Source organism: Gardnerella sp. c23Ub_4 (genome assembly GCF_055804115.1).
Window position 1 is genome coordinate 926,364 of the sequence record NZ_JANUYO010000001.1, and the last position, 13,552, is coordinate 939,915.

10 protein-coding genes are annotated in these 13,552 nt (G+C 41.9%); 8 read left to right on the top strand and 2 right to left on the bottom strand.

Going from position 1 to position 13,552, the window contains the following annotated elements; genetic code table 11:
* Positions 1-4: 4 nt before the first annotated feature.
* The 4 genes from NYP67_RS03660 to NYP67_RS03675 all read left to right on the top strand — a co-directional run bounded on the left by NYP67_RS03660 (position 5) and on the right by NYP67_RS03675 (position 5,749).
* Entirely contained in the window at positions 5-1,468 is a 1,464-nt protein-coding gene (locus NYP67_RS03660) for a PIF1 family DEAD/DEAH box helicase (RefSeq protein ID WP_115793882.1), read from the top strand.
* 78 nt (positions 1,469-1,546) lie between these two features.
* Positions 1,547-3,379: a proline--tRNA ligase gene (locus NYP67_RS03665; RefSeq protein WP_473411186.1), complete on the top strand. Its 1,833-nt coding sequence runs from the start codon at positions 1,547-1,549 to the stop codon at positions 3,377-3,379.
* A 416-nt stretch (positions 3,380-3,795) separates the two neighbouring features.
* Positions 3,796-5,028 (top strand): DUF6591 domain-containing protein, encoded by a 1,233-nt coding sequence (locus NYP67_RS03670; RefSeq protein WP_223293485.1) that lies wholly within the window; start codon positions 3,796-3,798, stop codon positions 5,026-5,028.
* A gap of 166 nt (positions 5,029-5,194) precedes the next feature.
* Positions 5,195-5,749, top strand: a complete 555-nt coding sequence (locus tag NYP67_RS03675; RefSeq protein ID WP_004130626.1) for a hypothetical protein — start codon at positions 5,195-5,197, stop codon at positions 5,747-5,749.
* Between the two features lie 120 nt (positions 5,750-5,869).
* Here the strand turns inward: NYP67_RS03675 and NYP67_RS03680 are convergent, their stop codons facing one another.
* Positions 5,870-6,460, bottom strand: coding sequence for a single-stranded DNA-binding protein (locus NYP67_RS03680; protein WP_004130628.1), 591 nt, complete (start codon positions 6,458-6,460; stop codon positions 5,870-5,872).
* Positions 6,461-6,829: 369 nt separating this feature from the next.
* Positions 6,830-8,962 (bottom strand): M13 family metallopeptidase, encoded by a 2,133-nt coding sequence (locus tag NYP67_RS03685; protein WP_473411187.1) that lies wholly within the window; start codon positions 8,960-8,962, stop codon positions 6,830-6,832.
* A 91-nt stretch (positions 8,963-9,053) separates the two neighbouring features.
* On the opposite strand from NYP67_RS03685, the gene map reads away from it, so the two are divergent.
* From map to ftsX, 4 genes are all read left to right on the top strand, one after another.
* On the top strand, positions 9,054-9,827 hold the full coding sequence (gene map, locus NYP67_RS03690) for a type I methionyl aminopeptidase (protein ID WP_101896620.1): 774 nt from the start codon (positions 9,054-9,056) through the stop codon (positions 9,825-9,827).
* A 93-nt stretch (positions 9,828-9,920) separates the two neighbouring features.
* On the top strand, positions 9,921-11,042 hold the full coding sequence (prfB, locus tag NYP67_RS03695) for a peptide chain release factor 2 (RefSeq protein ID WP_115793885.1): 1,122 nt from the start codon (positions 9,921-9,923) through the stop codon (positions 11,040-11,042).
* Positions 11,043-11,153: 111 nt separating this feature from the next.
* Positions 11,154-12,455 (top strand): cell division ATP-binding protein FtsE, encoded by a 1,302-nt coding sequence (gene ftsE / locus NYP67_RS03700; protein WP_473411188.1) that lies wholly within the window; start codon positions 11,154-11,156, stop codon positions 12,453-12,455.
* On the top strand, positions 12,455-13,378 hold the full coding sequence (gene ftsX / locus NYP67_RS03705) for a permease-like cell division protein FtsX (RefSeq protein ID WP_032839522.1): 924 nt from the start codon (positions 12,455-12,457) through the stop codon (positions 13,376-13,378). Before ftsE ends, ftsX begins: the two co-directional genes overlap by 1 nt.
* The last annotated feature ends 174 nt before the right edge of the window (positions 13,379-13,552 follow it).

Consider the following 13,552-nt stretch of genomic DNA (forward strand, 5'->3'; position numbering starts at 1 on the left):
GCCAATGAAGCAATCGGAAGCGTTAGAAATAATAAACGCAGGCGCAAGCGTGTTCTTAACAGGCGCTCCTGGGTCGGGAAAAACGTATGTTTTGAACCGTGCTGTGCGCTCAATGCGCGAAAACGGTTTAAGCGTTGCAGTAACGGCTTCAACGGGCATTGCAGCAACGCATTTGAACGGCCAAACCATTCACTCGTGGAGTGGAACAGGCGTTGCAAACGCGCTTACCGATTCGCTTCTTAAAACCATTAGAGCTCGGCGAGGAAAGCGCATAAAAGCCACAGACGTGCTTGTGTTGGATGAAGTTTCCATGATTCACGCTTGGCTTTTCGACATGGTTGACGAAGTATGCCGTAAAGTGCGCAAAAATGATTTGCCTTTTGGCGGCCTCCAAGTGGTGGTTTCTGGCGACTTCTTCCAGCTGCCGCCTGTTAGCACGTCTATGCGAAATCGCGATGTACTCGAGCCAAGCCCCGAGTTTATTGCGTCGCGAGAAAAGTATGCTGCTGCTGGCAAAAATCCAGAAGGCTATATTACGGAATCGTTTGCGTGGGATTCTCTAAAACCTGTCGTGTGCTATTTAACAGAGCAACACAGGCAAGATGATGGAAAGCTTCTTAGCGTTTTAACGGATATTCGAAGTGGCATTGTGAGTAATGAAGATAAGCAAGTTCTTGCTAGTCGACTTGGCGAATATCCTCAAGATAGCGAAGTTTCGGTTCATCTTTTTCCAACAAACTCGCAAGCTGACGGCTTAAATAATGTGCAACTTGCTGCGATTGATGCTGAGCCTCACGAATTTGTAGCAACGCAAGCTGGACCTAAAAATCTTGTAGAGCGCTTAAAAAAGAACATGCTTGCGCCTGAGCGTCTTGTATTAAAGGCTGGTGCTGCTGTAATGGCTTTGCGAAATGACCAAGATAAGCAATATGTGAATGGTTCTGTTGGACGCGTATTGCGATTTGCACCTGAATCCAAGGGTGGCTGGCCGATTGTTGAGTTTGAAAACGGCAATATTGTTACTCTTAAGCCTGCTGCTTGGGAGATGACGGATGGCGAAACGGTTCTTGCTAGCGTAAATCAAGTGCCACTTAGATGCGCGTGGGGAATTACGATTCATAAGTCGCAAGGAATGACGCTTGATAGTGCTGTTATGGATTTGCGCCGTACTTTCGCACCTGGAATGGGCTATGTTGCGCTTTCTAGAGTGGAAAATTTGAGCGGGCTTTATTTAGAGGGAATTAATGACCGCGCGTTTAGCGTTTGCGCGGATGCTGTGCTACTAGATGGATCTTTGCGTGAGGCTTCTAAACGTGCTAGCGAGAGTCTTGCAAACGATGGCACTTGTGCGTTTACAAATAATGCGAATAGCGCAAATGGTGATTCTGCCAATCAGCAAGAGTTTGATATTTTCGCCTCTAGCGATTACGCAGATAGTGACGAATTTTCCTTCGATAACGAGTTTTAGTTGAAAATTACGTATTGTGAGTTTGTTTAGTAGTGTAAACAAGTGTTTATGTCCTCATGCGCAAATAGATTGGAACGCATGGATTCTAATGTACTTCGTATGTCTAAACTGTTTCTTCGTACGCTGCGCGAAGATCCAGCAGATGCGGACGTGACTTCCGCAAAACTTATGCAGCGCGCAGGCTACATTCGTAAATCTGCTCCAGGCGTGTGGACGTGGTTGCCACTTGGTCTAAAGGTACTTAACAAAGTTCAAGCGATTATTCGCGAAGAAATCAACGGTATTGGCGCTCAAGAAGTTCACTTCCCAGCGCTTCTTCCACGCGAGCCATACGAGGCTACAAACCGTTGGGAAGAGTACGGCGACAACATCTTCCGCCTTAAAGATCGCCATGAAGCTGACTATCTTCTTGCTCCAACGCACGAAGAAGTCTTTACTCTTCTTGTAAAAGATATGTATTCTTCGTACAAGGATTTGCCAGTTACTTTGTATCAGATTCAAACGAAGTATCGCGACGAATTCCGTCCGCGCGCAGGTCTTATTCGCGGACGCGAGTTTATTATGCAAGACGCTTACTCGTTCTCGATTGACGAAGATGGTTTGAAGTCTGCTTATGTTGAAGAGCGCGCTGCTTATGCTCGAATTTTCGACCGTTTAGGCATTAAATACGTGATTGTTCACGCTGTTTCTGGACCTATGGGCGGATCGGATTCCGAGGAATTCCTAGCTCCAATGGCAATCGGCGAAGATACTTTTGCACTTGCTCCTTCTGGAAAAGCTTGGAACGTTGAGGCTTTGACCACACCAGAAATGCAAGATGTTGACTGCTCGGCAACTCCTAAAATGGAAGCTCTTGATACTCCAGATGCTAAGACGATTGAAGCTTTGGTTAAAGTTTCTAACGATTTGCATCCACGCAAAGACGGACGCGAATGGCAAGCAAGCGATACTTTGAAGAACTTGATTATTGCCGTTAAGCACCCTGCAGATGCTGTCGGCGGCGAGCACGAGGAGCCTTGGCGCGAAATCGTAGCTATTGGTGTTCCAGGAGATCGCCAGGTAGATATGAAGCGTCTTGAAGCTCAATTTGCTCCTGCAGAAATCGAAGAAGCAACCGAGGATGACTTAAAGTCTCATCCTGAGTTTGTTAAGGGCTATATTGGCGCTGGCGTGTTAGGTCCTCAAGCTCGCAAAGATGGTAGCAAGGTTGCTTGCCCTGTTCGCTACTTGATGGATGCTCACGTTGCAAAGGGAAGCGCCTGGATTACAGGAGCGGATGAAGAGGGCAAGCACGTTTACAACGCTGTATACGGCCGCGATTTTGAAGCGGACGGCGTTGTTGAGGCAGCTCAAGTGCGCGATGGCGATATGAGCCCAGACGGTTCTGGTCCGCTTAGCTTTGAGCGCGGTGTGGAAATTGGCCAGGTGTTCCAGCTTGGCTTAAAGTATTCTAAGGCTTTGGGCTTAAGCGTTCTTAACGAAAACGGCAAAGCTGTGCCAGTTTGGATGGGCTGCTACGGTATTGGCGTTAGCCGCGTGATTGCGTGCCTTGCAGAAACACATCACGATGATGCTGGCCTTGCATGGCCTATGGCGATTGCTCCAGCTCAAGTTCACGTTGTTGCTACTGGCAAAGATCAAGTTGCTTTCGATGCTGCTGAAAAGGTTGTTGAAGAGCTTAGCAAGCAGGGAATCGAAGTAATCTTCGACGATCGTCCAAAGGTTTCTCCAGGCGTAAAGTTTAAGGACGCGGAGCTTGTTGGTGTGCCTTTGATTGCTGTAGCTGGCCGAGATACTGTGAACAATGGCACGATTGAAATCCGTGATCGCAACGGTTCAAATGTTGAAGCAGTCCCAGTTGACGAGGCTGCTGCTCGAATCGTTGAGCGCGTCAGTGAGCTCTTAGCTTAATTCATTGTCTTAAAAATTTGCTATCTGCTTTTACGAAAAACGTGGGTGTATCTTTGTATATCCCACGTTTTTTTGTATGTGTTTTATGTACAAAAGTAGATTTTCATATGATTATGTTATTGTGTCCGCGAGCGTATCTAAAACTTACATTGTATATTGTGAAAGTGCCAGTTTTGTAAGAATTACAATTAAGAAAAACTTTTTTCGCATTATATTTTTCTTAAATACTGCAAGTATGGAAAACTTCATGATTGAGTTCGGTATTAGTATGCTTGATTACATTATTTTTTACAGTTATAAGAGTTGTACAAGCATAGAATGTAAACTGTTGAAGATGAAGTAATGTAGCTATATCAGTTTTCCATACGAAAGTAGTTATATTATAATGTTATACCCAGATTGAAAGGATGAAAATAATGAAATGCAGTAATTGTGGTGCAGAATGTTATGGTACGGTATGCAAGCAATGTGGAATGAATTTCGAAACTCATAAAATAGAGTTACTTCCTACTGCGGCACAAACGAACTCTGCTACCCCCCCCCCTAAGTCTTATACGCAAAATTATGCATCTTCAGCTTATCCAGGCAATGTAGCAGCTTATAAGAAGCGCAAAAAACCGATTTATCGAAGATGGTGGTTTTATTTACTTGTAATTGCAGCTGTCATTTCAATTGGTAATATTGCTATGCATAGAGATAAAACTATTAATTGGGATGAGATGGTTTTGAGTGCTCAGTTGCCCAAGCCTCCTTCTGATAAAGGTGAAGTTATTAGCAATTCTGCAGATCGGCTTGATGTTAAGATTAAAAACATTTCTGCTAAACAATATAACGATTATACTGTAGATTGTAAGAAGAAAAAGGGTTTTACAGTTGATGCGGAATCTGATTCCTCAGGATATAAAGCCTACAATAATAAGGGTTATGAATTAGATTTGAACTATTATGAGTCAAGTAAAGAATTGAGTATTAGTCTTAATAAGCCGATGGAAATGTCGCCTATTGTATGGCCTTCTAGCAAAGCTGCTAGTCAATTGCCTGTTCCAAAGTCTACTATTGGTAATTTCACTTCAGACAGTGACAATAATCTGAATGTGTATGTTGGTAATACAAGTAGAGAAGATTACAATAATTACGTTAAGGCTTGCACTGATAGAGGCTTCAAGGTTGGATACGACAATTCAAAGAACAGGTATTCTGCTAAGAATGATGCAGGGTGGCATCTTTCGCTATCCTATGAGGGGAATAGCGTAATGAATATAAGTCTTTCAGCTCCAGATAATAATTCTGGTAGTAATGATAATAAGAAGTCAATTAATTCAAAAGATTCATCAAATAGCGCAGAATCTAATTCTGCTAAACCGCAGCAAAATGATGCCAAGTCTGCTAATGGTTTGCGTAGTGATTTTAAGGCAGCTATGGATAGCTATGAATCAACTATGAATGAGTATGTTGAATTCATGAAAAAGTATAAAGCTAATCCAAGTGATGCTGAACTTATCTCGGAATACGCGGATTATATGCAGAAATATGCTGATACGGCGAATAAATTCCAAAGTTGGGAGAGCAATAATCTCAATAATGCAGAGTTGTCATATTATCTTGCTGTTCAAGCTAGAGTCACAAAGAAACTAGCTGAAGTAGCATAAATAGTATCCGTGTTTCTCATTGCTGTTTTGTAATAAGAAATAGTAGAAATTAGTTACCACTGTGTTTTAGTTTCTACTATTTCTTAACTATAAATTTAATTTGTATAGATAGAGAAATCTTACATATTAGAAATAAATATTAAAATTTTGAATAGGGGTGGTATATATGAAAAAGTTCAAAATTCCACAGATTGTTAATTTTATTTTTATCTTGATTGGTTTATTAGGTTTTCTGTTGCCATATGCAACTTCTACTACTAAACAAAAACAATTTTTACTTAGTAATCCTAATGTAATTGCCATTAGTGAATTGAATATGAAAAATAGAGATATGATCGATTTGTCTATGATAAAATATTTTCGGTTTTATTTGTATGTAGTAAATAATCCCGAAAAATTGATCTTTACGAACACTGATGTAACTGATGTAATTGTTAATTTAGTTCTTCTTAGTATACTGGCTGTTTCTATACTTTTTATTGTCTTATTTACTCTATTTAATAAGCCTATTGGTAATATTGTTTTTGCATTCATTATGCTTGGCGATTCGCTTATTATGAATTACGACATAGTAAGTCGTGGTGTTATTCCTTCAGAAAGTTACACATATGGAATTACTTACTATCTTTACGTCATACTTGCGATAGCAATTATCATTTGTTCAATAGCTAATATTGTTGTAAATAAAATAGATAAAAAGAAAGTTATAAATAGATATTAAATTTGTGAAACTTACCGCCAGGAATACTACTATTCTTGGCGGCAAGTTTGCTATGATTATCAACAAAATTTTTCCAAATATGGTATACTAAAGCCTAATGTTTAATGCTATTAAAACTTTCTAAAAATCATTGGCGCCTCCTTCAATATCGTTGTATTCTTCTTCATCTAAGTGGCCTCCAAAATCATTTATCTCTTCATTTTCTTGAGAATTTTCTTGAGAATTAGAAGAATTTGATTTAGAAGACATTGGATTTTTCATTGCAAAGTTTTGATTTCGACTATCTCCATTTTCGCTATAGTCTGTGTTTTTAGAATCTACGTTTGCAACGTTTCTGTTTCTAGCATACGAAGTCTTAGTAAATTCACTGATTCCGCGATTTAGGTCGTGTCCGATTGATGTTGCTTCTAGAACCACTCGCGATCGGTCTTCTCCATCTTTGTGCCAAGATTCCGTATTTAAATTTCCGCAAACTACGATTGCATCTCCCTTATGCACGCTTTTTAACACGTTTGATGCTAGCGACTTGTACGCTTTTACAGTCATCCATGTTGTTGGACGCTCCTTCCATGCTTTTTCTTCGTTATGATAGTAAGAAGATGTGCTTCCAATTCTTAGTGAGCATGCGGGCGAGTTTTCATTTCGACTAAAGTTTACAGGGTCGCTTCCAACGTATCCGCTGATTGTTAATGTTGCTTGTTGCTGTGCCATATTTTTCAACCTTTCAAGAGTTTGGACTGCGACTAATTTAAGTCTCGAAGTTCATCGCGCAAAACCGTGTTGATTATCGTGGCTTTTGGCAAATTCGCCGCAGTAGAATCAACTATGAATTATGGAAAATAGTTGTGCAATATATTTTTATAAATGTGGTTAAAGCCTATGTTTTATTCACATTGATTAAAAAGTCTTGACAAAATATGCGAAAGCTAGTATGGAAAACCAGATAGTTGAGTAGCACAGATGTTAAATAGCGCATATAGTTAACTTAATACAAAAAAGCCTGCTTACGCATTAAACGTTTGCAGGCTTTTTGTTTATATTATTTGTTTATATTATTTGCGACTTACAAAATGTTGCGATTTACCAAATGTGTACGCGCTTAGCAGGGTCGAGCCACATCTCGTCGCCTTCTTTAACGTCGAATGCATTGTAGAACAAGTCAACGTTGCGCGCAATGCCGTTAGTTCGGCACTCTGCAGGGGAGTGTGGGTCGATTTGAAGGTATTGCTCCGCAATCTCGTTACGAGACTTTGAACGCCACACAAGCGCGTAGCTTAAGAAGAATCGTTGCAAAGCAGTGAAGCCATCTACCTTAGGAGCGTTAAGCAAAGTTTCGCGAATTGCATCGTCACTTCCGTCAATCTCTTGTCCATTGCTCTTTTGCAAAGCAAAAGCGTACGCTTTAAGCGCAATAGTTACGCCGCTTAGATCGCCAATATTTTCGCCGATTGTTAAAGCGCCATTTACGTGAGGCATTGCATTGCGCTCTTCTTTGCTCTTTAAGTGAGAATACTTAACAATAAGTTGCGTTGGCGTAAAAGCATTGTATTGCTCAATAAGCGCTTTAGTTCGCTCAGTGAAGTTGGTTTTGTCTTCTTCAGTCCACCAATTGTTAAGCACGCCGTCGCCATCGTATTCGCAACCTTGATCGTCAAAACCATGGCCGATTTCGTGGCCAATTACTGCACCAATAGCACCGTAATTTGCTGCGTCTGGAGCGCTTGGGCTAAAGAATGGAGGTTGCAAAATCGCAGCTGGGAACACAATTACGTTAAGCAGCGGATCGTAGTAAGCGTTTACAGTTTGCGGAGTCATCTGCCACTCTTCGCGATCTACAGGTTCTCCAGCTTTTGCAGTATACCTACCAAACACAAATCGAGAAACTTCGCGCATATTCTCAATTAAGCCAGCGTCTTCCTTAATATTTAGCGCAGAGTAGTCAATCCAATGATTTGTGTAACCAATATTTGGCTCAAACTTGCTAAGCTTTTCCAAAGCCTTTGCCTTAGTTTCCTCGCCAAGCCAGCTGCTGTTAGAAATCGATACGCGGTATGCATTAATAAGATTGCTAACTAAGCCTTCCATGTACTTTTTAGAAGACTCAGGGAAGTGCAAGCGCACATATTCGCGGCCAACTTCTTCGCCGCAAGCATCGTCAACAACTCCGATTGCGCGCTTCCAGCGGTCGCGTGGCTTGGTGGCGCCAGAAAGCACTTTGCCGTAGAAGTCGAATCTAGCTCCAGCAAAGTCCTCGCTTAACATGCTTGCCCAGCACAAAATCACATGAACGCGTGCCCAAAGCTTTAGATCTTCTAAGTCGGCTTCTTGCCAAATCTTATTCAATCCTTCTATAAAGCTTGGCTCGTGAACTACTACTTTGCTAAAAGCTTTACGAAAATCTATTGGCTGATTCTTTGCTTCTTCCGAGTTATCGTAAGATTTTTGAGCAGCATCTAAGAAGGCGTCAAGATTTAACGCTTCAAGCGTTTTTGCAAAATCCGCATAATCGTAAGGATTATAAGTTTTTTGAGAATCGCGTGTTGCTACATTATCCCAATGGTTGCTTGCGATTTGTGTTTCCACCTTCAAGAAACGTTCTGATTGCTCGCTTGTAGTAGTGGCATCTCCGTAACCAGCTAATCGCAGCAACTTTGCTACCATTTTTACGTATTCAGCGCGAATCGGAGCGTAATTATCTTCGCGATAGTATGCTTCGTCTGGCAAGCCCAATCCAGCCTGCTCAATGTGCATAATATTCGTCTTAGGGTCTTTAGGGTCTCCGCATACGCCAAAAGCAAACATTGCATTTGGACCGCCGTATGGAGTAAGAGAAGCAATAGTGCGAACTAAGTCTTCTTTGCTGCTGGCTGCATCAACAGCGTCTAAATCGCTCTTAATTGGCGTAATTCCAGCTTTTTCAATAGATGCAGTATCTAAATAGTTACGGTATAAGATTCGCGACTTTTTGGCTGGGCAATCTTCGCTTTCTAAAATATCTCGAATTTGCGTTTCTGCATCTTCTGCAAGCTTGTAGAAAGCACCAAACATTGGCTTATCTTCTGGAAGAGTGTAAGTGTCAATCCAAGGACCGTTTACGTAGCGGAATAAATCGTCTTGTGGTCGAATAACTGAAGAGAAGGAAGCTGGGTCAAAATTTACAGCAGAAATTTCCTTCTGCGATTCTTTATTATTATTTTCATTGTTATTAGGCATGTGCCTAGATTACAAGTATTAAGCGACATCATTGGCTAGTATTTTCGCCATATTTTGTGCTATTTTCGTGCCTGCGCGTTAGTCTTAAATCATGATTGAACTTAAAACTCCATCCGAGATTGAAGCTATGAAGCCTGCGGGTCGCTTCGTTGGTAGTATTCTTAAAGATTTACAAGCAATGACAAAAGTTGGAACAAATCTTCTTGAGATTGATGACTTTGTTCGCCAACGCATTGTGAGCCGTAAAGGTGCATCTTCTTGCTATGTTGATTACGCTCCTGATTTTGGAACTGGTCCTTTTGCGCACTACATTTGCACTTCTGTAAACGATGCTGTTCTTCATGGCGTTCCTTTTGATTACAACCTTAAAGACGGCGATTTGCTAACGCTTGACTTAGCGATTAACGTTGACGGATGGGTTGGAGATTCTGCTATTAGCTTTGTTGTTGGAAAGCATGCAGATTCAGAAGATTTGCGCTTGATTAAGTGCACGGAGGAAGCGCTGGAAGCTGGCATTAACATGGCTCAGCCTGGCAACCGTCTTGGGGATATTTCTGCAGCTGTTGGATGCGTTGCTCACGAGTATGGTTACAGCGTAAATCTTGAGTTTGGCGGCCACGGAGTTGGTCATATTATGCATGGCGATCCGCACGTTCCTAACGATGGCACTGCTCACCACGGCTACAAGCTTCGCCCAGGCTTGGTTATTGCTATTGAGCCGTGGTTCTTAAAGACTACTGACGAGATTTATCAAGATCCAAAGGATGGCTGGACTCTTCGATCTGCTGATGGTTCTCGTGGCGCTCATAGCGAGCATACGATTGCAATTACGGAGAATGGTCCAGAGATTTTGACTGTTCGCTAAACTTTTAATAGTAATTGTGTAAAGCGTTAAATAGCGTTAAATAGTAATTGCGTAAAACGAACATAATAAAACATAAAGAGGTACTTTAAGTAAATGGCGGAATTTGATTTTGCTCAAGCGTTAAATGATGTTGAAGCAAAGTATTCTTCGATTTCTAAAGCAATAGATATTGATTCGCTTAAGTCTACGATTGCAGATTTAGAAAAGCAAGCTGCACAGCCTGGACTTTGGGACGATTCTGAGCACGCTCAGCAAGTTACGAGTAAGCTTTCGGCAGCTCAGTCTCAATTAAAGCGTTTGCAAGCTGTAGATCAGCGCATTGAAGATGCTAAAACTTTGATTGAGCTTGGGCAAGAAGAAGGCGATGCCGATTCTATGAGCGAGGCTCAAGAGGAGCTTGGCGCTATTGCTCACGAGTTGGACGATATGGAAGTACAAACTCTTCTTGATGGCGAATACGACGCGCGTAGCGCTGTAGTTACTATTAGATCTGGCGCTGGTGGCGTGGATGCTGCTGATTTTGCGCAAATGCTTCTTAGAATGTACTTGCGCTGGGCAGAGCGAAATGGCTACAAAACTAAGATGATGGACACGTCTTATGCGGAAGAAGCTGGTATTAAATCTGCGACTTTCCAAGTGGATGCTCCATACGCGTATGGTCGTCTTTCCGTAGAAGGCGGCACTCACAGAATGGTTCGTATATCTCCATTCGATAATCAAGGCAGGCGTCAAACTGGCTTTAGTGCCGTGGAAGTAATCCCACTTGTTGAAGCTACGGATCATATTGATATTCCAGATTCAGACATTCGCGTAGATACTTTCCAAGCGTCTGGTCCTGGCGGACAAGGCGTAAATACTACGTATTCTGCTGTTCGTATTACCCATTTGCCTACTGGTTTGGTTGTTTCTATGCAAGATGAGCGCAGTCAGATTCAGAACCGTGCCGCTGCAATGGCAGTTTTGCAATCGCGTTTGCTTGTGTTAAAGCATGCTGAAGAAGCAGCTAAAAAGAAGGAGCTTGCTGGAGATATTAAGGCAAGTTGGGGAGATCAGATGCGCTCCTACGTTCTTCACCCATACCAGATGGTAAAGGATTTGCGCACAGGCTACGAAACTTCGCAAACTCAAGCTGTTTTTGACGGAGATATTGACGGTTTCATTGAAGCTGGCATTCGATGGAGGCACGAGCAGCGAGTTGCTGCAAAGCGCGGATAATTGCGTCTAGGTTGTTTTGACTTAGCGTAAAGCGCCTAAAATCAAAAACAATCTATAAGATAGTAAAAAGTAAAGAATATCGTTCAATAGTTCGTAAAGGAAAATGCAGATATGTCTCTGATTTCGCTAGAACATGTGTCGAAGATTTATCCTAAGGGCACGCGTCCTGCTTTGGACGATATTTCTTTAGACGTTGATCGCGGCGACTTTGTGTTTCTTGTGGGTGCTTCTGGGTCTGGTAAGACAACGCTTTTGAGTTTGCTTTTGCGAGAAGAAGAAGCCACAAAAGGCGAGATTCACGTTGCTGGCAACGACTTGAGACGACTGGTAAATCGCCAGGTTCCGCAGTATAGACGCACTCTCGGCTTTATTTTTCAGGATTATAAGCTGCTTAATAATAAAACTGTGTATCAAAATGTGGCTTTTGCACTAGAGGTTATTGGCACGAGCCGCTCTACGATTAAGTCGCTTGTTCCGCGAGTTTTGGAAACAGTTGGTTTAACTGGCAAGGAGAATAATTATCCGCACGAGCTTTCGGGTGGTGAGGCTCAGCGAGTTGCGATTGCTCGCGCGTACGTTAATCATCCGCAAATTCTTCTTGCAGACGAGCCTACTGGAAACTTGGATCCTACAACTTCGCTTGGAATTATGGAAGTTTTGGACGCCATTAATCGCACGGGTACTACGATTGTTATGGCTACGCACAATGAGGAAATTGTTAACTCTATGCGAAAGCGCGTTGTGGAGCTTCATTCTGGTCATATTGTGCGAGATGAGCGCGAGGGTTCTTACGATTCTGCGCTTTACTTCCCAGACGCAGATGTTGAGCAAAAGTCGAAAGCTCAACAAGCTGTAGAAGGAGACTCCATTAGTGCGGCTGTTGCTGATTCTAAGGGCGATTCTAAGAGCGAATCAAATGGCGGTTCAAATGGCGAATCTAGCTCAAATGCTAATAGTCAATCGCCTATAAATGCAAATGGTTTTGATGAGTCGCAAGAAAATTATCGTTTTATGTCTAAACGTGCAAAGCGTGCAGTTCAAGCAAAAAAGGCAATGGATGCTGTTGCTCAAACTTTGCAAAATGGGTCTGATTCTAATGAGGGCATTGCTCGACTTGCGCAATCAGTTCATTCTGGTAGAACGGGTAGATATGGCGAAGTTTTTCAGCCTTTAGAAACAACTATGACTTGGGGGCGTGGGCTTTCGATTCCGCCTGCTCCTCCTGCAAAAAAGTTAGAAGATAAGGGTGATGCCAGTAGCGTTGACGAGTCGAATGAAACAAGCTCTAATAGCAAAGCTAGCGATAGTGAAGCGAATAAAACAGAAATAAATAAAACAGAAGTAAATAAAAGCGAAGCGAATAAAACAGAAGTGAATAATAGCGAAAATCTTAAGAACGAAGGAGACGAGTAATGCGATTGCGATTCATATTCTCCGAAACGTGGATTAGTTTACGCAGAAACGTTTCTATGATTATTTCGGTAATGCTCGTTACCTTCATATCGTTCTTGTTTATAGGCGCATCTGTTCTTATGCAAGCACAAATCACAAAAGCTAAGGGCGATTGGTATGACAAAGTAGAAGTGGTTGCGTGGCTTTGCCCAGATGGTACAAGTCAGTCAGCATCTTGCGCTTCTGGAAAAGCTCCAACAAAGAGCGAAATCGTAAAGTTAGAAAACATTATTAACCAAGAACTTGGCTCAGATGTTTCAAACATAACTTACGTTAGCAGAAGTGAGTTTTACAAGAACACTTTTCTTAAGCAATATCCTAATGGCTTATATCAAGGCCGCACTTTAACAGCTGCAGATATGCAAGATTCCTTGCGACTAAAGCTTACAAATCCAACAAAATATCAAGTTGTTTCCGAAGTTCTTTCTGGGCGTGAAGGCGTAGAAGAAGTTGTGGATCAAAGGCAGATTTTTGACCCCGTGTTTAGTGTTTTGAATCACGCAACAGCTGTGACTATTGTGCTTGCTGCAGTTATGGTTGTTGTAGCGATTATGCTTACAGGCACTACGATTCGCATGTCTGCGGCTTCTAGAAAGCAAGAGACGGAGATTATGCGACTTGTTGGTGCTTCTAATTGGACTATTCGCATGCCGTTTATTTTAGAGGGAGCGTTTGCCTCTCTTATAGGCTCTTTGCTATCGGGTTGCGCGCTAAGTGTTGTTGTTAAAGTGTTTATTACGGATTGGCTCGCACAAAACGTTCGTTGGATGCCGTTTGTTAATCAAGCAACTGTTTGGATGACTGTTCCAGCGTTGGTTATTGGAGCTGTTTTGCTTTCAATAATCGCCTCTGCGTTTGCTTTGAGGCGATATTTGCAAGCGTAAATTGTCTTAAATATAAATATAAATGATATAAAACTTAAGATTGGTTTGAAACGCTTACGGTTAATAAGATTTTTAATGTATAATTCGCATTAGTGCTTGTAAAGGTTGAAAGGAAAGCAAGTTGGGTAGAAAGTTTGAAAGCAAAGGATGCTATTTTTACTATTCTAAACGCGT

Bases quoted from the DNA above. Each gene is read 5' to 3' on its own strand.
- NYP67_RS03660 (WP_115793882.1), top strand. From the start codon at position 5: ATGAAGCAATCGGAAGCGTTAGAAATAATAAACGCAGGCGCAAGCGTG.
- NYP67_RS03665 (WP_473411186.1), top strand. From the start codon at position 1,547: ATGGATTCTAATGTACTTCGTATGTCTAAACTGTTTCTTCGTACGCTG.
- NYP67_RS03670 (WP_223293485.1), top strand. From the start codon at position 3,796: ATGAAATGCAGTAATTGTGGTGCAGAATGTTATGGTACGGTATGCAAG.
- NYP67_RS03675 (WP_004130626.1), top strand. From the start codon at position 5,195: ATGAAAAAGTTCAAAATTCCACAGATTGTTAATTTTATTTTTATCTTG.
- NYP67_RS03680 (WP_004130628.1), bottom strand. From the start codon at position 6,460: ATGGCACAGCAACAAGCAACATTAACAATCAGCGGATACGTTGGAAGC.
- NYP67_RS03685 (WP_473411187.1), bottom strand. From the start codon at position 8,962: ATGCCTAATAACAATGAAAATAATAATAAAGAATCGCAGAAGGAAATT.
- map (WP_101896620.1), top strand. From the start codon at position 9,054: ATGATTGAACTTAAAACTCCATCCGAGATTGAAGCTATGAAGCCTGCG.
- prfB (WP_115793885.1), top strand. From the start codon at position 9,921: ATGGCGGAATTTGATTTTGCTCAAGCGTTAAATGATGTTGAAGCAAAG.
- ftsE (WP_473411188.1), top strand. From the start codon at position 11,154: ATGTCTCTGATTTCGCTAGAACATGTGTCGAAGATTTATCCTAAGGGC.
- ftsX (WP_032839522.1), top strand. From the start codon at position 12,455: ATGCGATTGCGATTCATATTCTCCGAAACGTGGATTAGTTTACGCAGA.